This window comes from Nostoc sp. (assembly GCF_036917195.1).
GTDB lineage: Bacteria > Cyanobacteriota > Cyanobacteriia > Cyanobacteriales > Nostocaceae > Nostoc.
On record NZ_JBALDG010000064.1, the window covers coordinates 32,645 to 56,993 of the forward strand.

Sequence of the window (24,349 nt, forward strand, 5' to 3'; positions counted from 1 at the left end):
TACACCCTAATCACTGCGGAGAATAGAAGACTGCACAATCGCCTGTGCATCTAATACCAGTAATATTTCTTCCTGTTGCACAACGCACCCACATAAATAAGGAACTAAACTGGATGCCACTTGTCCTATAGGAGAATGAATAGCATCAGCTGCGAACTTAGTTGTACCTTTTATTTCTTGCACAACTAAGCCCAACACCAATGACTCCACCCGAATAATGAGCGCATTGTACTGTCGCAGTCGATAATCTAGAGATTCTAAATTGAGCATTCTTGGCAAATCAACTACCCAAATTATCCGACTCCGCCAATTCATTAATCCTAATATGCAGGAGGGCATATTCGGCATTGAGGTGATAGATTCAATAGGCACAATGATTGCTTCTTGCGTATGTTTCATTGATAAAACAGCAGTAGTCTGTTGATTTAGCTGAAACTTTAGATAACCATCTACTAAATTATTTTGGATTGGTTTTGAAAGAAGTGTAATGTTTGTACTAGTCATTGATTCAAATTACCACTGATTTAATAGTACGTAGGAGATGTTCGCGGGTGTAAGGTTTAGTTATATAGGCATCTGCACCTTGTTTCATTGCCCACAAACGGTCAATTTCTTGATTTTTGGAACTACAAATTACAATCGGCACTTTTGCAGTAATCGGATTTCTTCTTAGAGAACGACACAATTCAAATCCACTCATTTCGGGCATCACTACATCAGTAACAATCGCATCTGGTTTTTCTAACACAGCTTTTTCTAAAGCTTCTTTTGCACCAGAAGCTTTAATTACGTTGTAACCACTCTCTTTAAGATAATGGCTCATTAATTCCAATTCGCTGGGAGAATCTTCTACAATCAGAATTGTGCCAAGTAAAGTCAGGCTCACTATTAAATCTCCTAAAAAGTAACTTAAGGCGATTAAATCTGGTATAAGAATTCAGGAGTCAGGAATCATAATTCAGAATGAACATGCCAATTTTAGAAAATCGATATAAGAATAAAATAAATTGATGTGCCTTCTGCCAAACTCTCAAGTCTTGAAATGTCTTTGCTGGTTATCTCATTTCTTCTGACTCCGGAATTCTGACTACTAAATTAACCAAGATGCTTAAAAACCATTTTTAGTAATTCTGATTGTGTAAAAGGCTTAGTCAAATATCCTGATGATCTGACTAACTTAGCCTTTGCCCTGTCGATAAATCCTGTTCTACCAGTCACCATAATGATCGGTGTATTTTTAAAAGCTGAATGTTTCCGTAATAAAGAACATAGCTCGTAGCCATCTAAACTTGGCATCTCAACATCTAGCAAAATCAGATCGGGCTTACTCCGGAGAATTTGCATTAAAGCTTTTACCGGATCGTTGATCATCACAACTGAAAAGGTGTTTTCATCCAAAAAGTGTTTGATGGAATTCAAAACTGTTTGACTATCATCGATACAGGCAATTGTATATAGTTTTTTGCCAACAGGTAGCTGAGTAGTTTTATCCTCAGGAATATCAAAATTGATTTGTATCGGCAATTTTTGCCCAAGTTTTATTTGCAGTTGTGACTGAACTTGGGACGGTTGTATTTTAGACAAAACTTGGGAACCTCTACCAGCCGGAATTGATGACTGGATATTTTGCCGATTTCGTAACTGCTTTTGACAGTGTTCAACAAGTAACCGCAAATCCAGGCAACAGAACTTTGGTAGTTCATCCAAAGAGCTTTCAGGACTGAATTCATAGCTACCTTCTTTTAAGCATAGAAATGATTCCAGTACTTCTTTTGCCAATTCGTCTATCAGCCTTGCTGCTTGCACAGAGGTGATATAGTCCTGATTTACTAACCAACAAATAGCTTGGTAATCCGCATTTGGTATTGATTGATGTTCATTCTTCGTCTCAAACATTAGCCGCATCTGCACGCGAGTAGCGCTGTTGAGAGCAGGAATTTGCTGGCTCAAGCGTCGCAAGTGACTGTCAAGGCGCTCAAATAGTTTATCTGAATAGGAGGCATAAGTAAGTTTCCCGTCCTCTAGATAGATTGACCAAGAAACTATTTCAGTAAATATATTTAAGCAGCCTGTAGCACGCCGACTGGTTAATTGTGCCAACAGAGATAGCGGATGTAGTTTCTGGAATAACCTGTAGCTACCTATAGGAGTTGTGCTCATTTTACTTTTACTTCAGCTAAATTCGATAGGTGTAAGCTAAATTTGTGCAGAGTTATTCCACAATTGCAATTAAGTAAAAAGGATCAGACATTTGTATTTTAAAGTACATCAGTTTATATTTAGGGATTGTGGTGAAACTCAACAACAACAGCGTTATTTTCAAATGATCAAATCTCAGTAAATTCGTAAATTATTATTAATTTACTTCCTGTTACCGAGATTTACAGACATCTTTGGAGAATAAGACATAAAAATGTCAAGAGTATATGAAGCCACTTTCCATTGAGTAACCCCTATCTGACCACAGGAATAATACCGATTTTATTGACGGCAGTACATTTGAACTTATGTATTTACACTTAAGTAAAATCTAGTCATTAACTAGCTAAGGGCTAGATGAAGCCACTTTGTATGGAGTAACTTCAATTTGACCACAGCAATAATACTGGTTTTTTTAACAAAAAGAAAACATAATTCAGAAGGGCTAATGACAGTATCAGAAAAAGGCGTGAAGTTAACCGGCGTCTCTAGGTGAATTGTTCTAGTTGTCCAAAAAACTTGCGCGATCGCCAGTTTATTCCTACTGTGGATGTTGTGTGAGTGCGACGCCAAATAGGCCGTCGTAGACATCGCCATATCTCTAGATTAGACATTAGATGTACAATTGCTGAATGCTTCGCGTCTTTATTTACTGGCTTTATGCGTTATTCTGTATTGGCCACTGACTACGACGGTACACTAGCAACTGACAATCATGTAAATGAAAATACTTTGGCAGCACTTTCACGTCTGCGGAGTTCTGGTTACAAACTTATTTTGGTGACAGGTAGACAGCTAGATGAATTGCTGCAAATTTTTAGAGATGTATATTTATTTGATTATGTATTAGCAGAAAACGGCGCTTTGCTATACTCACCAGCTACCCGTCAGGAGAAACTATTAGGTTCGCAACCATCAGCAGAATTTATTAACGCATTGCGCGATCGCCAAGTCAAGCCCCTGTCAGTTGGTCGTGTAATTGTTGCCACTTGGCATCCCCAAGAAACCATAGTTTTAGAAACTATCCGCCAGATGGGATTAGAATTACAAGTCATATTGAATAAAGGTGCGGTGATGGTGCTACCGTCAGGAATTAATAAAGCCACAGGGTTAGCCGCCGCCTTGGATGAGATGCAGTTATCACCTGAAAATGTAATCGGGATTGGCGATGCAGAAAATGACCATGATTTCCTGAGTGTTTGTGGTTGTTCAGTAGCAGTTGCTAATGCTTTGCCGGCGCTCAAAGAGCGCGTAGATTTTGTGACTAATGGTAGTCGGGGGGATGGTGTTATAGAACTAATTGAAAAACTCATCACCTCAGATTTAGCTGAATTCGGGCATTAATTTGAGCAGGTTTATATAAATAAAAAAAGGAGAGTATTGCTACTCTCCTAACGTAATATGAGTAAGTTAAAATTTCTTTTCTTAGTGATGAAGTCTCGCTTGACGTTCACGCAATTCACGAGCGCGTTGTTCACGAGCTTGACGTTCACGCAATTCACGAGCGCGTTGTTCACGAGCTTGACGTTCACGTAATTCACGAGCGCGTTGTTCACGAACTTGACGTTCATGTTGGAGTTTGAGTTTACTATTATTAAAAGCTACAGTATTACGATTCAAATGATCATACTCAGATTTAAATTCAGCAGCATTAGCATTTTGAGAAAGAGCAGCAATTGAAGCAGCTGCTAATAAGCCTCCAAGAAGAATAGATTTAAAGTGGTTCATATATCCTTTAATCTGCTTTGCATTATTTGATTTGTACATTCTCAATTTACTCGGAATAATCAGGTATACGCCTGTATACAAAGTCATCTTTAAATAGTTACTTTTGTCACTAATACTAAGATTTATATTTGATTTTTGAAAAGTTATAACGGTCGAAACCTGTCCTGACATGGGTTATACCCTAGTATGCCTAGCAAGACTCAAGAAAAGTATTAGGCGAATAGAATTCGCTACTGCGTGTTGTGGTCTTTCACTTTTGTCTCGACACTTTTCTCCTGATTGGGAATTGGTGAATTGGCTGCAATTGCGGGAGAATCATCAGTGAAGAGGAAAACTTGATTAAACTTGGCTTCTTGTTGAAACCAAGTTGCCATCACAGAAGCATCTCGCTTGGCAAAGTTTAGCGATGCCTGCGGCGGGCTACGCCTACGCAGATTCTCATAGTGATTAATCCCAACAACAATCGCCCAATTCCTACCCATATTCAAGTCCCAATTATTTCCGCTTGAATTTAAAAGTCATCGCTCCTTTTCCCCCGGCTTTACCACCACCAATCCCGAACAAACTGATTTGTCCTTCGCCATTAACTTCTACTGAGAGTTCCACCTCATTAAGCTGCATCTTAGAATCTGGTTGGTCAGCTTCATCAAGCATTTCCCGCATTGCTTCCAGAAACCCCTTCATTTCTTGCTTGAGTTTAGTTACCTCTACTTTGTGTCTAGTAATTACTATTTCGTCTTTTTTTCGACTCACAACTATTTCTTCAGTGGTTTCAACTCCGAGTCGTCCTCCTCTATCTCCACTGCTTCTTGATCCAATATTTCTGAATGTTTCATTGGTGGTATTTGATGTTTCAGCCGTTTCTTCGGTAATAATCCAGATGGCTTTTGGGGTGGAATTTTCTGCTGACATAAATTTTATTATTGAAATAATTCTTGATTTAACTAGCTTTTACCAAAGCTTCTAGCACCGCCGTTCTGGCTTCCAGTTCGGCAACTCTTTGGTTTAATGGGAAATTTTCAACTCATCCTAAATAGTGCGCCAAAGCGCCAACTACTACCTCGGCTTTAGATGTGCCAGTCTGTTGAGCGTAGTTGTTAAGCTTTTCTAAAAGATACGGGGGAATTCTGACGACAATTTGGGGTTTGGTCATGGCAGACAATTATTTTTTAGTTTTAGACTATTAACTGCATGACAGTGCATTACTATTATTCAGTAGTAACACGTAAACTTGCAATCGGGAAGAACAGATTAGTCAACACCAACGCAGAAATGGCTAAAAATTGGGCGATCGCGATCGGCATTAACCAGTACAACAATCTTCAGCACCTAAACTACGCCAAACTTGATGCCGAAGCTATGCGCGATTGGTTTGAAAAGGAAGTGCGCTTTGACAGAGTGTTTCTGTTTACAGAGGATTCAATTGCAATTCCCACTTCTCCACCCATTCCCACTCAGCCTACTTACGGTAACTTGCGGCGGTTTTTACGGGCAAACTTTGAAAATCCACTATTGGCACCAGGGGATAATCTCTGGTTTTTCTTTGCTGGTCACGGTTGTCGCTCAACTGAACGTGACTATCTTATGCTGATAGATAGCGATCCAGGGGATGTAGAACATACGGCAATCCCTGTTGATTATGTTACCCAAAGATTGCGCCGTAGTGGAGCAGATAATGTAGTGTTGTTTTTAGATGCCTGCCGCGATGATGGAAGCAGGCGAGGAGAGGGTATTGGTGAAGAACATCAGGGAGTAGTCACCTTTTACTCTTGCAGTCCCAGTCAAAGGTCTTATGAAATTGAGCAGTTGCAACACGGCTCATTTACCCAGGCGTTGTTAGAAGGGTTGAAGATAGCAGGTGCAGGAAACTGTGCCACAGTAGAAAGATTGGACAGATATTTACAATCAAGAGTACCCACAATCAATCAAACGCACCAGAAAACTCCACAACATCCCTATGCGATCGCTGAACCAGCCACTAAATTACACTTAATTTTGTTGCCCGATTATGCCACTCTCCATGATATTGCCACGATGAAAATTGACGCTTATCAAGCGGAAGTCAAAGGAGAGTGGGAATTAGCCAGACAGTTATGGATTCGGGTGAATGTGGCTGCTAGGGGTTCCGATATGCAAGCAATTGAAGCATTTTCTAGAATTCCCCAGCGACTTGGAGAGTCTTCTGTACCTCCAAAAAATCCTGAAGTTATTACTTTACCAAGGGGAGATAGATCAGTAGTTTCTGAGCCAGCACCTACAGCACATCAAGCTGAACTACAGGTTTTTCAGTTTGAGGTGGTGAAGGTAAATGCAAGTGCTCAAGAGGTGAAACGAGAGTCCAGTAAAGCCCAATATTTCACCGAAGACTTAGGAAATGGTGTCAGCTTGGAAATGATTGCGATTCCCAGTGGCACATTCATGATGGGTTCACCATCCGGGGAAGGAAGTAATGACGAAAAACCTCAGCATGAAGTGACAGTTCAATCATTCTTGATGGGTAAATACTCAGTTACCCAAGCGCAATGGAAAAGAGTAGCAGCACTACCCAAACTTAACTGTGACCTGAAAGCTGACCCATCTTTTTTCAAAGGAGATAAACGACCAGTAGAGCAAGTATCTTGGAACGATGCAGTTGAGTTTTGCGATCGCCTCTCGAAATATACAAACAAGCAATATCGTCTACCTAGTGAAGCTGAATGGGAATATGCCTGTCGTGCAGGAACAAATACACCCTTTCATTTTGGCGAGACGATAACGACTGAGTTAGCTAACTACAATGGAAGTTTTACTTACGCTTCTGCACCAAGAGGGAAAAATCGTGGAGAAACAATAAAAGTAGGAAGTTTTCCACCCAACGCCTTTGGGTTATACGATATGCACGGGAATGTCTGGGAGTGGTGTGAAGACAGTTGGCATAACAGCTATAAAGGAGCGCCACAAGATGCAAGTGCATGGATAAATAATCATAATCAGTATTATATTCTGCGGGGCGGTTCCTGGATCTACTATCCTCACTACTGCCGTTCCGCGTCCCGCTACAGCCTCGGTAGGGCGGAGCGCGGCAGTATCGACAACAATTTTGGTTTTCGTGTTGTCTGCGCGGTTGGGAGGACTCTTTAGCCCTTTACACTTTAGCTCTTTTGCCCTTTGCTCTTATTTTCTTTACCCTTTTTGAGGGTAGCCAAGCGTAACGATCTAATTTTTTTTGAAAATCAAAGGCTGAATTATAGAGAAAATTAATCAGGACTTACGCACGGATTACGATTTTACGTCATTACGAGCGTTGGCGCAGCCTCTCGTAGAGAAGTGAAGTAATCGCAAAGGCTTGGTTTTTCGTCACGATTGCCTAAGTCCTATTAATCTTAAATTTATCTCAAATATTTAGGGTGTATTGGCGTGGTGTAACGCAGCAGATTCTGAAAGCAAACCAGCGTTTACCCAATCACTAAGCGATCGCAAACTTACAAATGCGGATAAAAGGACTTGAACCTTCACTCCTTTCGGAACTAGAACCTAAATCTAGCGCGTCTGCCAATTTCGCCATATCCGCATCAGCTTACTATAATACCATAAGAAATTATTTCTGGAAAGGGAAAATGGGGGACAAGGAGAAATTAATTTCCAATGCCCCATATCTAATTACATGACTGCAACACGAGGCAGACGATGCTTGAACCCACAGAGAATTTCCCACGAAATAGTGTTTAATTCTTCTGCCCAATCGTCTGCTGAAATTTGTTCTTTTCCCTGTTCCCCTAGTAAGGTGACTACTTCTCCTTCTTGGATATTGGGTATAGCACTCACATCCAGCATCAACTGATCCATTGTAATTGTCCCAATTTGCGACACTCGCTGACCGCGAATTAACGCCTGCATTTTGTTGGAAAGACCGCGAGGAACACCGTCAGCATAGCCAATTCCCACGACAGCGAGGCGAAGTTCACGCGGGGCAATAAATTGATGTCCGTAGCTGACAGCGGTTCCTGCGGCAATTGTTTTAACTTGGGTGACTCGTGCTTTAAGTTCCAAAACGGGCTTGAGGTCGATCGCATTTTGTAAATGGATTGCTGGGTAGAGTCCGTAAACCGCTAAACCTACTCGCACAATGTCGTAGTGCAATGCCGGATTTGTAAGTGCAGCCGCTGAGTTTGCCAAGTGCAAGCAAGGTGGTTCAATTCCCATTGCTTTGATTTGAGCGATCGCTTGCTCAAATCGTTTATGCTGTTCTTCCATTGCCGTAGTATCAGGATCATCTGCTGTTGCCAGATGGGAATAAATACTGGCAATAGATAGATGTGGTAAGCGCTGCACTAATTGCACAAATTCACCAGCTTGCTGCCAATTAGTTCCTAACCTGGACATTCCCGTGTCTAACTTGATGTGTACTGGGATAGGAGAACCATAATTGATGGATTCTAGGATATCGGAAAATACCAAAGCTTGTTTAGGGCTACAGAGTGTCGGCTGAAGTTTCCAGTGGGCGATCGCATGAATCTGCTCTGGTGTATGAGTTGCCCCTAAAATCAAAATGGGCGCTTGAATTCCGCCTTCTCGCAATTGAATAGCTTCTGGAACTGTAGCGACTCCTAGCCAACTAGCTCCCGATTGGATTGCAGTTTGGGCGACTGTTACCGCTCCATGTCCATAAGCATCAGCTTTTACTACTGCCATCAACTGGGTACAGGGTGATAAAAACTGCACTAATTGCTGTATATTGTACGACAATGCCCCTAAATCAATTTCTACCCAGGCTCGTTGCGAAAACCACGCGTAGGTGTCGCACTGCTGATTAGAAACTACACTAGGGATTTGTTTGCGACTTAACATTTGTACTGACTCCTATTCCACCACGGCTAAACTTCCAAGTTATCTATCTATACACGCTCTTAAAAGCGATATCAGATTAAATAGGAAGTTTACCCTTGATATTGGAATTCATACAAGATGTTGCATTACTAACTCTCAACTCATAACTTAATTTCCGAATTCTCCCGAAAGTATAATTTATTCTCATCTCCCTAGCAGGGTGTATTTGTGTTAATATTTATGTAAAGCTAATACCCTGAGCGCAGATAAATGGGGAAGGTTTTAGTCTTAAACGCATCTTACGAACCTCTCAATATAACGAGTTGGCGTCGTGCTGCGGTTCTGTTAATCAAGGGCAAAGCAGAACGCGTGGAACACAACGGTAAATTCCTTTATTCGGATTTCCCGTTGCCGACCGTGATCCGGTTGCGTCATTATGTACGCGTTCCTTATAAAGAAATTCCTCTGACTCGCCGAAATATATTGCACCGTGACGGTCATGGCTGTCAATACTGTGGTTACACAGGGGATGAGTTGACCCTAGACCATGTAATACCGCGATCGCGCGGCGGGGGCGATACCTGGGAAAACATTGTGACCGCTTGTGTCCGTTGCAATGTCAAAAAAGGCAGTCGCACTCCCCACGAAGCTCATATGCCTTTGCGTCATCCTCCCCGCCAACCTTATAGCAGCCTCTATTTCGAGGTCAGCAAACATCTTAAGAGTGGGCTACACACAGAGTGGCAAAAGTATGTTATAGGTCTTTGACATAACGTAACCTAATCCTAAAAGCATAAAGAAATAGTCACAGGTTGGCGTTTGTGATTATTTTTAGAGTCTGGCTAAAATTGTGTTGGACACATTTGCTTTAACAAATTGTCTGTTGGCTCAGGTTTGTCCAGGCATTGTAATGCACGTTTTTTGGCAGAAACCAACGCAGTAATCTGCATAAATCTAGGCAATAAAGACAGCAGCCGACCTAGTAGGTTGCTAGCGCTGTTCATTAAAAATAATTGTTAATTGCTCAATAGTCACAATAATGAGAGTATTGAGCATAAGAATATTTCAAATATCAAAGACTAGCCTGAAAGTATAAGATAGGAAGTATACCCTAAGCCAGATAAAAATTTCGCTTATTAAATTTATGGAAGAGAAAAAAAGCTCTTAAAACAGATTATATGCTGCCAGATACAGCCCGATATCCTAAACTTCCTTGTTTCCAGCGCTTATACACCCTCTAGTGGAATTTAGTTGATTCTTGAGCGCTGTTACGGATAAAAAATATACTTAGATGTATAGTGCAATGTGTTGATATTTTTGCGAAGATCATAAGAAAGTGGCTAAATTCAGTGAATTGCTGCTCGTAGTATTTCTGAATTAAAGGAGCCTCACACTTTAAAAAAGTTCCCTATGTACTTGAATTCTCCTGTTACTCATTTAGAGAGTTTGTCATTGACCACAGAGCCAAACCCAGAGGAACCTGAAATCGAGAAAGCGCCAGTGGAAGTTGCATTTAAGAGTCCGTCATTACCGCCACCGGTAGGTGAAGGAGCTATATATCTCAGTCACCGTGGTAATTCTCTGGCACAACAAAAGTCAGAAGAACTGCAAAAAACCTTTCTGGCACACCGACACGATCGCCAACTGATAATTCTGCAAGATTTTCCTGACCCTGATGCCCTTTCCTGTGCCTGGGCTTACCAGTTAATTGCCCAGCAATATGATATCAAATGTGAAATCATTTATGCTGGCGCATTGAGCCATCAAGAAAATATTGCCTTGGTGAGGCTGACTAATTTACCTATCCAACGCTGGACGCCGCAAACCTTGAAAACCAAAGATTTGTCATCTTATCAAGGTTTTGTATTAATTGATAACCAGGGAACCACTTCACAGCTACTGTCAGCGGTGCAGCAGGCTGGAATTCCCCTAGTAGTCCTCATCGACCATCACAGTATACAGGGTGATCTCCAATCAGAGTTTGAAGATATCCGTCCCTATGTAAGAGCGACGGCAACAATTTTTACTCAATACCTGCAAACGGGATTATTGGCATTAGATAGCAGCATAAATCAACACGTCAAATGTGCTACTGCTTTGATGCACGGCTTGCGATCAGATACAAATCGGCTAATGCAAGCGCAAGAAGAAGATTTTATGGCAGCTGCATATTTAAGCCGATTTTATGACGCCCAACTACTGAATGCCATTTTACAGGCGAACCGTTCTAAGCCAGTAATGGATGTGATCGAGCGATCGCTCAAAAACCGCATTGTTCAAAATAACTTTTCCATTGCTGGTGTTGGTTACTTACGCTATGATGACCGCGATGCCATCCCCCAAGCGGCTGATTTTCTCGTCACTGAAGAAAACGTCCATACCGCCGTAGTTTATGGCATTGTTCACGATGAAGACGAAGAACTAGAAATAGTCATCGGCTCCCTGAGAACCACCAAACTTACCCTTGACCCTGATGAATTCATCAAAGAAGCCTTTGGACAAGATAGCGCCGGGCGGTTTTTTGGCGGTGGAAGGACAAGCGCAGGCGGCTTTGAAATTCCAATGGGCTTCTTATCTGGCAGTAACGAAAATTCCGCCTATGCAAAAATGAAATGGGAAGTATTCGACGCTCAAATTAAGCAAAAATTGCTGAGATTGGTTAATCCTAGAGACAACCCGATTCAGTCGGAGTAGAGGAAGAGGATAAGGCGAACTCCTAACTCATGCTGAAGTCAAAGTGTTTGGTTATATGAGCGCGTTATTCTAATCCTAAACAAAGCAGCGTAGATATTATCATGTACCAACTCACTTTGACTATTCCAGAAAAAACTGTATTGGCTATCAATGTAAAACCAGAACAGCTAGAAAGTGAAGTTCTTCTCGCTGCTGCTATGAAGTTATATGAAGTTGGCAAACTCTCTTCAGGAGCAGCTAACTTAGCAAGTATTCCCAAAGTTTTATTCCTTTCACAACTAGCAATATATGACATCAGCACCTTCAAACTCAAGGAGGCTGAACTGATTGAAGATTTAGTTCGTGCCTAATGTTATTTGTGAAGGAAAAATGCGATGAAGATGATAGAACTGCAAATGTTACAAACTTTGTATGAGCAAGATTTTTGTGCTTGGGTAGAGCAGACAGCAGAGCTTTTGCAATCGCACCAGTGGGACACGCTGGATTTAGAACACTTAATTGAGGAAGTGGTGGACTTGGGTAAGAGTCAACAGCGTGCCTTGCAGAGCGCATTGCGGTTAGTCTTATCACATTTGTTGAAGTGGAAGTATCAACCCGAACGGCGTAGCCGCAGTTGGCAAGTGACCATTACCCGTGAGCGACTGAATCTGGATGAATTGCTGCAAGAAAGTCCTAGCTTGCAGCGTTTTTTAAATGATGCCGAGTGGATTAATACTACCTATCAAAGAGCGCGGCGAGAGGCAATGGTGGAAACAGGTTTATCAGAGGATAACTTTGCGATCGCCTGTCCCTTTTCTGTCGATGATATTTTAGACTTAGACTTTTATCCTAACGCTGAGGAATAATCGTAATCTTATCTTCTTGTGAGCGATCGCTGAAAAATTGCATCGTGCAAAACGCTCATTGTCTCAGGTTAGAGATTTAATAGTTTGACGTAGATATTATCTATAAATTACTATTAATTAATTTAGGTATTTTTAGACTAAATAAATGAAGACTTATCAAGAACTAAACTTAAAATTCAAAAAAGTTACTGATGACGAAATTATTGAGATTTTCAAAAAATTTACTCAACATTTTAATAACTGGAATTATCTCCAAAAACAATCAGAAGAGCATATAAAGGAAACGAGTAAGCCTTCCTGTATCCTCTTTTTAGATGAAAACCACCACAAACCATCATTTCTTATTACTAAGAGAAAAGATAAATTTTATTCAATTGTAAATATTTTTAATTCACAGTACGGTCATATACAAATGTTAGAATACAATATTTTATTAAGACGATTTAAAAAAGATTTTAAGGATTTTATTAGTCTTGCTAGTTATAATATAATTTCTATCAAACTATCAAACGAAGATATTGGATTACATGAAATCATTACATCTCTAAAAGCAAGAGAATATTTTGAAAGATACTTGAGCCGATTTCCCTTAAGTTATCATACCAACGATATTGAACGGCTAGATTTTTTTATTTGTGCTACTTCACGTTGTAAAAAAAATATAAATACTGAGTTAATCGAGCAATATCTTGTTGAGGATCTAAACTGGCCTCAAGAAAATGCAAAGTGGTGTCGTAATAGAATTGACGTTGGATTAGAAATTTTGAAAGTAAATAAACAATTCTATTCATAGTATATTTAAATTGAAGAATGACAAGCTTGATTTACCTAGATTATGAGTACCCTAAAGGAAGTAGAACTCGCTATTAGTCAACTTTCACCAGAGGATCTGGCTGCTTTTCGTACCTGGTTTGCTGAATTCGATGCAGCAGCTTGGGATAAACAGATTGAAAAAGATGTGGCTGCTGGTCGGTTAGATGTATTGGCAGAGAAAGCACTCAAACATCTCCGAGAAGGGCGTTGTACTGATCTGTGAAACATCGAGCAACCCCAGATTTTTGGTATTACTATCGCCAGTTACCAATTGATATCCAAGAGCTTGCTAATCGATGTTACGAGTTTCTTTGGGAAGATCCCAAACATTCATCATTGCATTTCAAAAAAGTCGATCCGTTTTGGTCAGTACGTATTGGTATATATTATCGGGCGCTTGCTGTAAAAGAAGATGATAATTTTGTATGGTTTTGGATTGGATCACATCCAGAGTATGACAGATTGCTAAGTGGTGGATAGCGTTCTAACATTGCCTAAGAGCAGCCTAACTGATCACTCATAATATCAAAGTATGGAACTATACTTAATTCGTCATGGCATCGCCGAAGACAAGGAATTAGGCATCAAGGATGAGGAGCGCAGCCTTACCAAAGAAGGACGGCAAAAAACTGAGAAAGTTGCCCAGCAACTTGTTAAATTAGGTTTAAACTTTGATTTAATTCTCACCAGTCCCCTAGTGCGTGCCCGCCAAACGGCTGAAATCCTGATAGCAGAAAAACTAAGCTCCCAGTTAGAGGAATCTAGCCACCTCGCCCACGATGGTCAAATTTCTAGTTGGCTAAAAGACTGGTTAGAGCCAAAAAATTATTCCCAAAAGACCCAACTGGCGCTGGTTGGACACGAACCTGATTTGACCAGTTGGGCAGAAATTCTCCTCTGGGGGGAAGTCAAAGCAAGCTTGGTCTTGAAAAAAGCAGGTATGATTGGGATAAAACTACCAGAAACAGGTTCTCCTCTGGGTCGTAGTCAGATGTTTTGGTTGACACCACCCAAGTACCTGCTATAACAGTTTTTCAACATTTTCGATTGTTGTTAGAACGGCTACTGTTATGGCGACAATAAATTTCTGGTAAGTTAGCTTGATCAGATATTTCAAAAAGCGAATGGTGGTGCCATGATGGTGTGCGAATACAAGCCTGGTTTAGAAGGCATTCCCGCCGCTCAATCAAGTATAAGCTATGTTGATGGGCAAAAGGGAATACTAGAATATCGTGGCATCCGGATTGAAGAATTAGCAGAAAAAAGTACATTCTTGGAAACTGCTTATCTCTTAATCTGGGGCGAACTGCCAAGCAAGGAAGAACTGGAAGCATTTGAGCATGAAGTTCGTTTCCACAGGCGGATAAAATACCGCATTCGAGACATGATGAAATGCTTTCCAGAAAGCGGTCATCCAATGGATGCCTTGCAAGCCTCTGCTGCTGCTTTAGGCTTGTTTTATTCGCTCCGCGATTTACATAATCCTGCCTACATTCGAGATTCCGTGGTGCGCCTGATAGCAACCATTCCCACGATGGTGGCGGCGTTTCAACTGATGCGAAAAGGCAATGACCCCGTGCGTCCTCGTGATGACTTAGACTATTCCGCCAATTTTCTATACATGCTCAATGAGCAAGAACCTGATCCTCTGATGGCGCGAATTTTTGATATCTGCTTGATACTTCAGGTAGAGCATACAATGAATGCTTCCACCTTCAGTGCCAGGGTGACAGCTTCCACCTTGACTGATCCTTATGCTGTGGTTGCTAGTGCTGTGGGAACCTTGGGAGGGCCTCTGCATGGTGGAGCCAATGAAGAAGTGATTCAGATGTTGGAAGAAATTGGCTATGTGGAAAATGTACGCCCCTACATAGATGATTGTCTGCAACGCAAAGCGAAGATTATGGGCTTTGGGCATCGTGTTTACAAAGTGAAAGACCCACGAGCCACAATCTTACAAGGTCTAGCAGAACAGCTGTTTGAAAAGTTTGGGCATGACAAGTTCTATGACATTGCCCAAGAGATGGAACGTGTAGTAGAGGAAAAACTCGGTAGCAAAGGGATTTATCCCAATGTTGACTTTTATTCTGGTTTGGTGTACAGGAAGATGGGGATTCCCACAGACTTGTTTACGCCAATATTTGCGATTGCCCGTGTTGCCGGTTGGCTAGCCCACTGGAAAGAACAACTAGCAGAAAACCGGATTTTCCGTCCTACCCAGGTTTACAACGGTCACCACGAAGTTACTTATACCCCTATTGACCAACGTTAATTGGGGATTGGGCATTGGCCAAACAGGGCATGGAAAATCGAACCAATGCCCGATATACTATGCACTGTTTGGGTGGTCTTCACAGATCACATCACTGCGTAAGTCCTGAAATATATACTCTCCCCTTGCCCTCTTGTCCGCTTAATAGCCAATCTCAATGCCAACTATAAGTAGAAATTCTTATCTCGCTTCAGGGTGCTCAAACCATCCAACGATATACTAGGCATGGGAATTGGCAACAAATCTTCAATCGGGCGTCATCATAGCAAAAATTATAAATGGGTGAATTTACAGGTATTAATTCAACTAATAGTTGTAACTCACCATGACTCGATGTCTTAGAGAGCGGAAACATGAACTCAGGAATTGACCTCCAAGGAACTTTTATTGAATCCCTCCGGGATTTAGGTATACCAGCAGGAACAGCCAAAGCGATTTGGATGCCCCTGCCAATGATACTGATGCTGATCGGGGCAACAGTGGGGGTATTAGTTGCTACTTGGCTAGAACGGAAAATTTCCGCCGCAGCACAGCAGCGAATTGGACCAGAATACCAGGGACCTTTTGGGTTGCTGGTACCTGTAGCGGATGGTCTGAAACTGGTATTTAAAGAAGATATAGTACCAGCCAAATCTGACCCCTGGCTGTTTACCCTCGGCCCAATTATTGTTGTGATTCCGGTGTTTCTGTCGTTCCTGATCGTCCCCTTTGGGCAGAATATCGTAATTAGCAATGTCGGCATGGGCGTATTCTTGTGGATTGCCTTATCTAGCATTCAACCCATTGGCTTGCTGATGGCTGGCTACGCATCTAATAACAAATACTCCCTCTTAGGGGGGTTGCGGGCAGCAGCGCAATCTATTAGTTATGAAATTCCTTTGGCACTGGCGGTGTTAGCGATCGCTATGATGTCTAACAGCCTCAACACTGTTGATGTTGTCAATCAACAGTCTGGCTATGGCATCCTGGGCTGGAACATTTGGCGACAACCCGTCGGTTTCCTGATCTTTTGGATAGCCGCCCTAGCTGAATGCGAACGATTACCCTTTGACTTACCCGAAGCGGAAGAAGAAATCGTAGCAGGCTATCAGACTGAATATTCAGGCATGAAATTCGGTCTGTTCTACCTGGGTTCCTACGTTAACTTGATCCTTTCTTCCCTACTAGTAGCAATTCTCTACCTGGGTGGTTGGGACTTTCCTGTTCCCCTCAACCTCATCGCTGGTTGGCTGGGAGTCAGTGAACTAAATCCTGTGTTCCAGATAGTAACTGCGGCTTTGGGGATCATGATGACCGTGTTCAAAGCTTATTTACTAGTATTTGTCGCTATCCTGTTGCGCTGGACAGTGCCACGGGTACGGATTGACCAACTGTTAGATTTAGGATGGAAGTTTTTATTGCCAGTTGGCTTGGCTAATCTCCTATTAACTGCCGCCCTGAAACTAGCCTTTCCCTTCGCCTTTGGCGGGTAAACCAATTTTAGATTTTAGATTTTAGATTTTGGTGAGGCAGCGCGGTCTTCTCCCTTGGCGTTAGCCTCTCCCAATGTGAGAAGGGGATACGCCAAGGGCGGTAGCGAGTCTGTGAGCGTCTGGGGGTTTCCACGCCACTTGCTTCACTTGGGGAGACCCCAAGACCCCATGAGTGACTGCCGTTAGCGGGGCGGTAGCGTTAGCGAAGCGGTAGCGAGGAACGAGCGTCCGTAGGAGCGTCACCCGGAGGGGTTGAATCTGAAATCTAAAATTCAAAATCCAAAATCCAAAATCCAAAAGAGAGAGACACAAAATGCTAAAGTTCCTGAAACAAGTTGGTGATTACGCCAAAGAAACGGTACAAGCTGCGCGTTACATTGGTCAGGGACTTTCTGTTACCTTCGACCACATGCGGCGGCGTCCGATTACCGTACAGTACCCTTACGAGAAACTGATTCTTGGCGAACGGTTTCGCGGTAGAATTCACTTTGAATTTGATAAGTGCATCGCCTGCGAAGTTTGTGTTCGCGTTTGTCCGATTAACCTGCCTGTAGTAGATTGGGAATTCGACAAAGCCAGCAAAAAGAAAAAACTTAACCACTACAGCATTGACTTTGGAGTTTGTATCTTTTGCGGTAATTGTGTGGAATTTTGCCCCACTAACTGTCTATCCATGACAGAAGAGTATGAGCTTTCCACTTACGATCGCCATGAATTGAACTATGACAGCGTGGCGCTGGGTCGTTTGCCCTACAAGGTAACAGATGACCCAATGGTTACACCATTACGCGAACTAGTTTACCTACCTAAGGGCGTCCTCGAACCCCACGGACTGCCTGCGGATGCGCCACGTGCGGGTGCGCGTCCAGAAGACCTTGTGGAAGAAACAGAAAAATAAATGTCATTTGTCCTTTTCCTAGTGACCAATGACCAATGACCATGCAAATTTGTGATTAGTGATTTTGGATTAAAACAAAAATCTAAAATCGTTCGACTGAGCGACTTGTACTGAGCGTACCCCTACGGGGAAGCAAGCTACGCGCAGCGTCTCGTAGAGAAGTCGAAGTAAGTCGAAGTCTAAAATCTAAAATCCAAAATTGATTGACTAAGGACAAAAAACAGTGAATCTAGCGGAAGGAGTACAGTTTGTATCGCTTGGCATACTGGGCGTGATGATGATTGGGGCAGCGATTGGCGTGGTACTGTTCTCCAATATCGTCTATTCTGCTTTTATGCTGGGGGGCGTGTTCATTAGCATAGCGGGAATCTACCTGTTGCTAAATGCTGATTTTGTTGCAGCTGCACAAATACTGATTTACGTTGGGGCGATTAACGTGTTGATTTTGTTTGCCATTATGTTGGTGAACAAGCGGCAGAATTTTGTAGCATTTCCCAATTCTTGGGTGCGGAAAGTGCTAACAGGTATCGTCAGTGTAGGATTGTTTGCTCTTTTAAGTACAATGGTGCTGGCTACTCCTTGGACTTACTCAACTGCTCCTGTGGTGGGTGGTGAAAGTTCTATAGTTTTAATTGGAGAACATTTCTTCACTGACTTTTTACTGCCTTTTGAACTGGCTTCCATTTTGCTGTTGATAGCGATGGTAGGAGCAATTATTTTGGCACGCCGTGAGTATTTGCCAGACCTATTGACACCATCCGATCTGCGGCAAACTGTTTTGACTTTGCAAGAACGCCCCAGAGAACTGGTATCAACAACCAGCGAAACGAAAGAGTAAGATTTGCGATCTCAGTCGCAGATAAAAAGCCAGTTTTTTCTAGAGGGATACCCAAATTCATGCAACTCCAGTACTTTTTATTACTAGCAGCAGCTTTATTCTGCATCGGCATCTACGGTTTAATTACCAGCCGCAACGCTGTGCGGGTGCTAATGTCAATTGAGTTACTGCTCAATGCTGTTAATCTGAATTTAATGGCATTTTCCAACTTTCTCGACTCAACATTAATTAAGGGTCAGGTTTTCACAGTATTTGTGATTACCGTGGCGGCGGCCGAGGCGGCGGTGGGTTTAGCGATCGTGCTTGCCATTTATCGTAACCGTGATACCGTCGATATGGAGCAGTTTAATCTCCTGAAGTGGTAATTGTGCGTGCAACTCAAGCAGGTAATCATTGCTTATAAAGCGCGGGATGCCCAGAGTAAAGAATGGGCAGAAGTCTGTGCTAAACAACTAGAAAGTCGCCAGTGCCATGTGTTGATGGGGCCTAGCGGGCCGAAAGACAACCCCTATCCAGTCTTTTTGGCTTCGGCGGCTCAACCAATCGATCTCGCTTTGGTACTCGGTGGCGATGGTACTGTTTTAACCAGTGCCAGACATTTAGCTCCAGCTGGCATCCCAATTCTGGGAGTGAATGTGGGAGGTCATCTGGGGTTTTTAACTGAGTCAGTGGAGGAGTTTCAGGATACGGAGAAAGTTTGGGATCGACTATTTGAGGATCGCTATGCTATCCAACGACGGATGATGTTACAAGCTGCTGTCTACGAGGGTCATGGGTCTAATTTGGAGCCAGTAAGTGAGCATTACCTGGCTTTGAATGAATTTTGTGTCAAACCAGCCTCCGCTGACCGGATGATTACTTCAATTCTGGAAATGGAAATCGACGGTGAAGTAGTCGATCAATACGTCGGGGATGGGTTAATCATTGCTACTCCCACAGGTTCTACTGGTTACACCGTTTCTGCCAATGGGCCAATTATGCATGATGGTATGGAGGCGATTACCATCACTCCTATTTGTGCGATGAGCCTTTCTAGTCGCCCCCTGGTTTTACCCCCTGGTTCTGTGGTGAGTATTTGGCCTTTGGGGGATTATGATTTGAGTACCAAGCTGTGGACAGATGGGGTTTTGGGGACTTCAATTTGGCCAGGACACCACGTTGATGTGCGGATGGCAGATTGTCGGGCTAAATTTATTATTTTGCGCGAGAACAATTCCTACTATCAGACGCTGCGAGAGAAGTTGCTTTGGGCAGGTACAAGGGTTCACTACAGCAATAATCACCGTAATTAATTCAGTATTTTAGAGTGCATTTACCGGAGATTGCGATGGCGTACCCGCCCACCATAGGCGATGTCTACGCAATGCCCAAAGCAAAAGCACATCGTAACCAAAATTATCCAAGCCCCTGGATTTATCCGGGGGCTTTCTGCCCTGATTTTAACTTTGTTTGCTGATTTGCATTTATAGCGGATATCAAAAGAAAATTTTGTATCTTATTGCCAGATTTTTGGGGAATTAATGTCCATAATAAAAGCACTCTACCCCTAATCCAAGAGAGTAAAAAAGCTCTCTAGAGATTCTTTTATCGAAAACCGTCTCAATCACGCTTCGACACATTAATGGATAATGTGAGCTATTTGTATAGTGCCTAAATCCTAGTAGGATATTTTCGTAAATCTAAGTAGGAAGATAGATGGAAGTTTCTGGACGCAACATCAATTACTCACTGAATCCTCCTCCCCCTCTTGAAGATTTTCCCGTCCTTCAAACTGAAAAATATACCCTACGGCTAGCGTCAACTGAAGAAGAATTAGAATCAATTTTTCGGTTGCGCTTTGAAGTTTTTAATCTTGAACTAGGGTTGGGATTCTCTACTTCTAACTTTACCCAGATGGATATAGATAAGTTTGATGCAGTTTGCCATCATTTAATCCTGATCTCCAAACAAACGGGTAAAACCATTGGAACTTATCGGATGCAAACCTATACAATGGCTTCTCAAAGACTAGGCTTTGATGCTGCCGATATATTTAATCTTAATGCGATTCCCCATTCTGTGCTTCAGGCATCAGTTGAAGTTGGGCGTGCATGTATAGCTAAAGAATACCGCAACAGTCAGGCACTTTTACTACTATGGAAAGGGCTAGCAAATTATCTGATCTGGAGTAGAAATCAATATTTATTTGGCTGTGCATCATTACTAACACAATGTCCTTGGCAAGCTACTTACGCTTATGATTATTTTCAGCAGAATGGCTTGATGCATCCAAGTATTTTGGTTTATCCAAATTCACAATCTTGTTTAGAAATGCCTCAAGATTTTCCAGATTCATATAATGTTGAAATTCCCAAAATTTTGCAGGCATACTTGAATATTGGAGCTAAAATATGCAGTATTCCAGCTATTGATCGACACTTTAAGACTATTGATTTTTTAGCTATATCTAATACCAAAGACTTTGCTAGATGGCATTACCAAATCTTGTAAAAATTATCTTTTTACCTAATGGCGCTCAGTCGCGGCTACAGGAACAAAGTCTGCATACACGGACTGTAAGAATAGGAATATTTATGATATTTTACTCCACATCTGCATCTCGGCTGTAAAAAAAAGGTCAGTTTTGCCGTATTTGATACAACCTTGTGCAATTGTTTTCATAGTTAATAGAAGAGAGGTATTTATTGTCAATATTTAAAATCAGATGACTCTCAATCCGGTTCGGTTAAGCTGCATAATCCATAAAGATCCCTCTTTGTAACGGGGAAATAGAGCCATTCTTAGCCCCACTTTTTAAGGGGAGCCACTTGCTCCACTTGGGGAGACCCCAAGTGGAGCAAGTGGCGTGGGTTGGGGGATCGAGTCTTATCCGAACCGTATTGGGACGGCTTGGGGACTGTTGAAAAAACCCTTGTCCTATATCGGTACAAGCTCCTGTCTAAAGATTATGGAATACAAAAAAAGATTTGGGGAAAGACACGTAGTGCTAGATACAAGGTGTCCATATTACAAGCCCCAATATTAGATATGGGGTTGTCCCAAGAGTCCTAATAGTTCTCTTTGCTGACTGGATTATTTTAGACAATTTCTTAGGAAAACTACTTATGCGCCATCTCAAATTTGCTCCGAGTTGGTTGCGATTTTTAATTATTTTCTTATTAGCGATGGGTATATTATTTCGCTTTTTTAACCTTGATAGCAAAGTTTACTGGCATGATGAAACTTATACTTCATTACGAATTTCTGGTTACACAATAACTGAAGTAAAACAGCAAATTTTTAATAATCGTGTCATTGCTGGAGAAAGTTTTGCCCAGTTTCAAGGTGCAAATCAACAAAAAAACTTAAATGACACAATCATGGCTTTGGCAAAAGAAAATTCTCACCATCCACCGCTTTATTACATAATAGCCAGATTGTGGATGGAAATCTTTGGTAACTCGGTGACGGCGATTAGAAGTTTATCTGTCTTCATCAGTTTGCTGGTTTTCCCTTGTGTTTATTGGCTATGCCAAGAATTATTTAATGTGCCGTTATCGGTTCCTGGTGTAGCGATCGCACTCATGGCAATTTCTCCAATTTACCTAGTATACGCTCAAGAAGCACAAGAATATATTCTCTGGTTAGTCACCATATTGCTATCCAGTGCGTCTCTGCTGCGAGCAATGCGGCTGGAATTACAAGACAAAGATGAGCTAGTAAAAGAACGACAACGACCAGATTTATTCGCTATCTGGAGCATTTATGCAGTAACTTTAGCCATCAGTCTTTATACATTTCTTTGGAGTGCATTTGTAGCAGTTGCTCACGGAATTTATGTAATGAGCATTGCCAAATTTCAGTTGACGGGAACTGTCAGAACTTATCTGTTAGCATCACTGGTAGGTTTTTTAGCCTTCATGCCTTGGATAACAATTGTGATGGGTGACTTTTTTCAATTTTTGATTTCAGCAGATAAGATAACAACGCAATCATCTTTGATGCCTATATTTCCATTTTTGCTGATGCAGTTGAGCAGGATTTTTTTTGATATAGACCTTAGTTTAGACAATCCTCTGGACTATTTAATTACACCATTATTTTTAATTTTGGTAGGATATTCAATTTATTTTATTTGTAAAACAACTAATTATAAAGTCTGGTTGTTTATCATCATATTAATTGTGGTGCCAGCACTACCCCTAATACTGCCAGATTTAATTGCTGGGGGTATACGATCATCTAGCGAACCGTATTTAATACCATCTTATTTAGGAATCCAAGTAGCTGTTGCTTACCTACTAGCTACGCAACTATATAATGGGAACGTGTCACACCGGAGCATTTGGCACATAATCATGGCATTAGTAATTATTTGTGGTCTAATTTCTTATAAGGTGAGTTCCCAGGCAGAAACTTGGTGGAATAAGGGTATGAGCTATGGCAATCCACAAGTTGCTCAAATCATCAACCAAACGACTCGTCCACTTTTGATTAGTGATGCTTTAGGCGACAATTATGGGAATGTCTTTTCTCTGAGCTATCTTTTGGAACCAAAAGTGCGATTTCTGTTGGTGAACAACCAAAAAATTCCCAAAATTCCTGATGGGTTTGCTGATGTGTTTTTATTCAATCCTTCAAATACTTGGCGCGAAACAATCGAAAAAAAGTATAAAGTAAAGACAGATGTTGTTTACAGTGACAACTATTATTCAGTCTGGAAATTGACTAAATTTTCTCAGATGCGGCGACGTAATATCTCACCTAATAATAAGTTATCTGCCAGTTGATAGATAGCGTGGGAAGCTACACATTAGATGCTTCATGCAGATGGGCAAAAAAACTGTTCATGAAAGTTATAATATTTTATAAAATATTCAAAGACTTGCTTTATTAAAATAATATAAAAATAACAAAAATAAATATTAAACAGATTCTCATCTAAAATTAATTTAAGTGATAGAACGATGTTTTATATTGTCATTTAATATTAATTCAATGATTCCTTGAAAGGTGTTGTATGCAATTAACAGATTTTCTTGGTCTTTTACATCCAGCGATCGCAATTATATTCGTGTTTCCACTCATCGGTACAGTGGTAAATTTTGCTTGGCAAACACGCCAACGCAGATTGCAAATTTTAGCTGGGAGTAAGAGTAAAATTCCCCCAGTGGTGGGTGGAGAACATAAGCAGTTAGGTGAAAGACTAACAAGTGCAGTTGTCGGACTAACTTTAATCGGATTAAGCTATCCTATTAGCAAAAATATTATCAAAAATCAATTGTGGAATAAAACACCTTTTCAAATTGTTTTTATCGTGTTAATGTTTGCTGCTACTATCGCCTCTTTAGTATTTCTTTATCGGGCAAAGCAGCGGGTGTGGCGGGCAGTTTTTGCCACTTTAACTGGTGCAGGTTTAGTAATTATAGGCTGTCAGGATGGAGTATATCGCCTGACGAATGAGTGGTATTGGTCACATTATTATATTGGCATTACCGCAGCATTACTGATGATTTTTTCATTAGCAATTGTTCAAGATATTTATCAAGATAAGTCCAATCGCTGGCGCATCGTCCATACGATTTTAAACTGTATTGCTTTGTTGCTATTTATTGGACAAGGCATGACAGGAACGCGAGACTTATTAGAAATTCCTCTGAGTTGGCAAGAACCATATATTTATCAGTGTGATTTTGCTAATAAAACTTGTCCAACGCCAAATTCCCAAGCACCAAAGTGAACTAACCTGGATTTCTCACAAATGAGAAAAAACCATGTACAAAATTTAATACAGTTGAGTTAAGC

Annotated in this window: 29 protein-coding genes and 1 tRNA gene; 19 read left to right on the forward strand and 11 right to left on the reverse strand. The window is 41.4% G+C overall.

All coding sequences use genetic code 11. The features are described from left to right. Positions 1 to 6: 6 nt before the first annotated feature. The 4 genes from V7K40_RS19780 to V7K40_RS19795 all read right to left on the reverse strand — a co-directional run bounded on the left by V7K40_RS19780 (position 7) and on the right by V7K40_RS19795 (position 2,813). Positions 7 to 504, reverse strand: coding sequence for a chemotaxis protein CheW (locus V7K40_RS19780; protein WP_334962631.1), 498 nt, complete (start codon positions 502 to 504; stop codon positions 7 to 9). A 4-nt stretch (positions 505 to 508) separates the two neighbouring features. Next, positions 509 to 886, reverse strand: a complete 378-nt coding sequence (locus V7K40_RS19785) for a response regulator (protein WP_273763535.1) — start codon at positions 884 to 886, stop codon at positions 509 to 511. 209 nt (positions 887 to 1,095) lie between these two features. Beyond that, positions 1,096 to 2,160 carry a response regulator gene (locus tag V7K40_RS19790; RefSeq protein ID WP_334962633.1) on the reverse strand — a complete coding sequence of 355 codons (1,065 nt, stop codon included), beginning with the start codon at positions 2,158 to 2,160 and terminating at the stop codon, positions 1,096 to 1,098. A 527-nt stretch (positions 2,161 to 2,687) separates the two neighbouring features. Beyond that, positions 2,688 to 2,813 (reverse strand): hypothetical protein, encoded by a 126-nt coding sequence (locus V7K40_RS19795; protein WP_334962635.1) that lies wholly within the window; start codon positions 2,811 to 2,813, stop codon positions 2,688 to 2,690. A gap of 46 nt (positions 2,814 to 2,859) precedes the next feature. Between V7K40_RS19795 and V7K40_RS19800 the strand changes: the two genes are divergently transcribed. Beyond that, entirely contained in the window at positions 2,860 to 3,543 is a 684-nt protein-coding gene (locus V7K40_RS19800) for an HAD family hydrolase (protein WP_334962637.1), read from the forward strand. A gap of 81 nt (positions 3,544 to 3,624) precedes the next feature. Here the strand turns inward: V7K40_RS19800 and V7K40_RS19805 are convergent, their stop codons facing one another. The 4 genes from V7K40_RS19805 to V7K40_RS19820 all read right to left on the reverse strand — a co-directional run bounded on the left by V7K40_RS19805 (position 3,625) and on the right by V7K40_RS19820 (position 5,080). Beyond that, positions 3,625 to 4,098 (reverse strand): hypothetical protein, encoded by a 474-nt coding sequence (locus V7K40_RS19805; RefSeq protein WP_334962639.1) that lies wholly within the window; start codon positions 4,096 to 4,098, stop codon positions 3,625 to 3,627. A gap of 59 nt (positions 4,099 to 4,157) precedes the next feature. Continuing rightward, the gene (locus V7K40_RS19810; RefSeq protein WP_334962641.1) at positions 4,158 to 4,409 is read right to left on the reverse strand and encodes a hypothetical protein; all 252 of its coding nucleotides are present in this window, start codon (positions 4,407 to 4,409) and stop codon (positions 4,158 to 4,160) included. A gap of 13 nt (positions 4,410 to 4,422) precedes the next feature. Continuing rightward, positions 4,423 to 4,839, reverse strand: coding sequence for a hypothetical protein (locus V7K40_RS19815; RefSeq protein ID WP_334962643.1), 417 nt, complete (start codon positions 4,837 to 4,839; stop codon positions 4,423 to 4,425). Between the two features lie 112 nt (positions 4,840 to 4,951). Then, a complete protein-coding gene (locus V7K40_RS19820; RefSeq protein WP_334962645.1) occupies positions 4,952 to 5,080 on the reverse strand; it encodes a hypothetical protein in 129 nt (42 codons plus the stop codon). A gap of 119 nt (positions 5,081 to 5,199) precedes the next feature. On the opposite strand from V7K40_RS19820, the gene V7K40_RS19825 reads away from it, so the two are divergent. Continuing rightward, on the forward strand, positions 5,200 to 7,047 hold the full coding sequence (locus V7K40_RS19825; RefSeq protein ID WP_334962647.1) for an SUMF1/EgtB/PvdO family nonheme iron enzyme: 1,848 nt from the start codon (positions 5,200 to 5,202) through the stop codon (positions 7,045 to 7,047). 348 nt (positions 7,048 to 7,395) lie between these two features. Here V7K40_RS19825 and V7K40_RS19830 read toward each other — a convergent pair. Both V7K40_RS19830 and alr read right to left on the reverse strand, forming a co-directional pair. Then, a tRNA-Leu gene (locus V7K40_RS19830) sits at positions 7,396 to 7,477 on the reverse strand. Positions 7,478 to 7,566: 89 nt separating this feature from the next. Beyond that, positions 7,567 to 8,754: an alanine racemase gene (gene alr / locus V7K40_RS19835; RefSeq protein ID WP_334962650.1), complete on the reverse strand. Its 1,188-nt coding sequence runs from the start codon at positions 8,752 to 8,754 to the stop codon at positions 7,567 to 7,569. 249 nt (positions 8,755 to 9,003) lie between these two features. Here alr and V7K40_RS19840 point away from each other — a divergent pair, with 249 nt between their 5' ends. From V7K40_RS19840 to nuoH, 10 genes are all read left to right on the forward strand, one after another. Beyond that, positions 9,004 to 9,501, forward strand: coding sequence for an HNH endonuclease (locus tag V7K40_RS19840; protein WP_273763553.1), 498 nt, complete (start codon positions 9,004 to 9,006; stop codon positions 9,499 to 9,501). A 642-nt stretch (positions 9,502 to 10,143) separates the two neighbouring features. Next, the gene (locus V7K40_RS19845; protein ID WP_334962652.1) at positions 10,144 to 11,427 is read left to right on the forward strand and encodes a bifunctional oligoribonuclease/PAP phosphatase NrnA; all 1,284 of its coding nucleotides are present in this window, start codon (positions 10,144 to 10,146) and stop codon (positions 11,425 to 11,427) included. A gap of 101 nt (positions 11,428 to 11,528) precedes the next feature. Then, the gene (locus V7K40_RS19850; RefSeq protein ID WP_334962654.1) at positions 11,529 to 11,777 is read left to right on the forward strand and encodes a UPF0175 family protein; all 249 of its coding nucleotides are present in this window, start codon (positions 11,529 to 11,531) and stop codon (positions 11,775 to 11,777) included. A gap of 24 nt (positions 11,778 to 11,801) precedes the next feature. Next, positions 11,802 to 12,272, forward strand: a complete 471-nt coding sequence (locus V7K40_RS19855) for a DUF29 domain-containing protein (protein WP_334962656.1) — start codon at positions 11,802 to 11,804, stop codon at positions 12,270 to 12,272. Positions 12,273 to 12,417: 145 nt separating this feature from the next. Then, positions 12,418 to 13,065 carry a hypothetical protein gene (locus V7K40_RS19860; protein ID WP_334962658.1) on the forward strand — a complete coding sequence of 216 codons (648 nt, stop codon included), beginning with the start codon at positions 12,418 to 12,420 and terminating at the stop codon, positions 13,063 to 13,065. Between the two features lie 42 nt (positions 13,066 to 13,107). Next, entirely contained in the window at positions 13,108 to 13,308 is a 201-nt protein-coding gene (locus tag V7K40_RS19865) for a hypothetical protein (RefSeq protein WP_334962660.1), read from the forward strand. Then, positions 13,305 to 13,565, forward strand: coding sequence for a hypothetical protein (locus V7K40_RS19870; RefSeq protein ID WP_334962662.1), 261 nt, complete (start codon positions 13,305 to 13,307; stop codon positions 13,563 to 13,565). Before V7K40_RS19865 ends, V7K40_RS19870 begins: the two co-directional genes overlap by 4 nt. A gap of 52 nt (positions 13,566 to 13,617) precedes the next feature. Beyond that, positions 13,618 to 14,112, forward strand: coding sequence for a phosphohistidine phosphatase SixA (sixA, locus tag V7K40_RS19875; RefSeq protein ID WP_334962664.1), 495 nt, complete (start codon positions 13,618 to 13,620; stop codon positions 14,110 to 14,112). Between the two features lie 108 nt (positions 14,113 to 14,220). Next, entirely contained in the window at positions 14,221 to 15,357 is a 1,137-nt protein-coding gene (locus tag V7K40_RS19880) for a citrate synthase (protein ID WP_334962666.1), read from the forward strand. A 353-nt stretch (positions 15,358 to 15,710) separates the two neighbouring features. After that, the gene (nuoH, locus tag V7K40_RS19885; RefSeq protein WP_334962668.1) at positions 15,711 to 16,829 is read left to right on the forward strand and encodes an NADH-quinone oxidoreductase subunit NuoH; all 1,119 of its coding nucleotides are present in this window, start codon (positions 15,711 to 15,713) and stop codon (positions 16,827 to 16,829) included. A 60-nt stretch (positions 16,830 to 16,889) separates the two neighbouring features. Here the strand turns inward: nuoH and V7K40_RS19890 are convergent, their stop codons facing one another. Next, positions 16,890 to 17,105 carry a hypothetical protein gene (locus tag V7K40_RS19890; RefSeq protein WP_334962670.1) on the reverse strand — a complete coding sequence of 72 codons (216 nt, stop codon included), beginning with the start codon at positions 17,103 to 17,105 and terminating at the stop codon, positions 16,890 to 16,892. Between the two features lie 37 nt (positions 17,106 to 17,142). On the opposite strand from V7K40_RS19890, the gene ndhI reads away from it, so the two are divergent. The 7 genes from ndhI to V7K40_RS19925 all read left to right on the forward strand — a co-directional run bounded on the left by ndhI (position 17,143) and on the right by V7K40_RS19925 (position 24,284). After that, positions 17,143 to 17,727: an NAD(P)H-quinone oxidoreductase subunit I gene (ndhI, locus tag V7K40_RS19895; RefSeq protein ID WP_334962672.1), complete on the forward strand. Its 585-nt coding sequence runs from the start codon at positions 17,143 to 17,145 to the stop codon at positions 17,725 to 17,727. Positions 17,728 to 17,950: 223 nt separating this feature from the next. Further along, the gene (locus V7K40_RS19900) at positions 17,951 to 18,565 is read left to right on the forward strand and encodes an NADH-quinone oxidoreductase subunit J (RefSeq protein WP_334962674.1); all 615 of its coding nucleotides are present in this window, start codon (positions 17,951 to 17,953) and stop codon (positions 18,563 to 18,565) included. A gap of 59 nt (positions 18,566 to 18,624) precedes the next feature. Next, positions 18,625 to 18,930, forward strand: a complete 306-nt coding sequence (gene nuoK / locus V7K40_RS19905; RefSeq protein WP_006199065.1) for an NADH-quinone oxidoreductase subunit NuoK — start codon at positions 18,625 to 18,627, stop codon at positions 18,928 to 18,930. A 6-nt stretch (positions 18,931 to 18,936) separates the two neighbouring features. Beyond that, positions 18,937 to 19,857, forward strand: a complete 921-nt coding sequence (locus V7K40_RS19910; protein ID WP_334962676.1) for an NAD(+) kinase — start codon at positions 18,937 to 18,939, stop codon at positions 19,855 to 19,857. A 403-nt stretch (positions 19,858 to 20,260) separates the two neighbouring features. Beyond that, positions 20,261 to 21,055 (forward strand): GNAT family N-acyltransferase, encoded by a 795-nt coding sequence (locus tag V7K40_RS19915; RefSeq protein ID WP_334962679.1) that lies wholly within the window; start codon positions 20,261 to 20,263, stop codon positions 21,053 to 21,055. 614 nt (positions 21,056 to 21,669) lie between these two features. Next, a complete protein-coding gene (locus tag V7K40_RS19920; protein ID WP_334962681.1) occupies positions 21,670 to 23,334 on the forward strand; it encodes a glycosyltransferase family 39 protein in 1,665 nt (554 codons plus the stop codon). Positions 23,335 to 23,564: 230 nt separating this feature from the next. Beyond that, positions 23,565 to 24,284 (forward strand): DUF4079 domain-containing protein, encoded by a 720-nt coding sequence (locus V7K40_RS19925; protein WP_334962683.1) that lies wholly within the window; start codon positions 23,565 to 23,567, stop codon positions 24,282 to 24,284. The last annotated feature ends 65 nt before the right edge of the window (positions 24,285 to 24,349 follow it).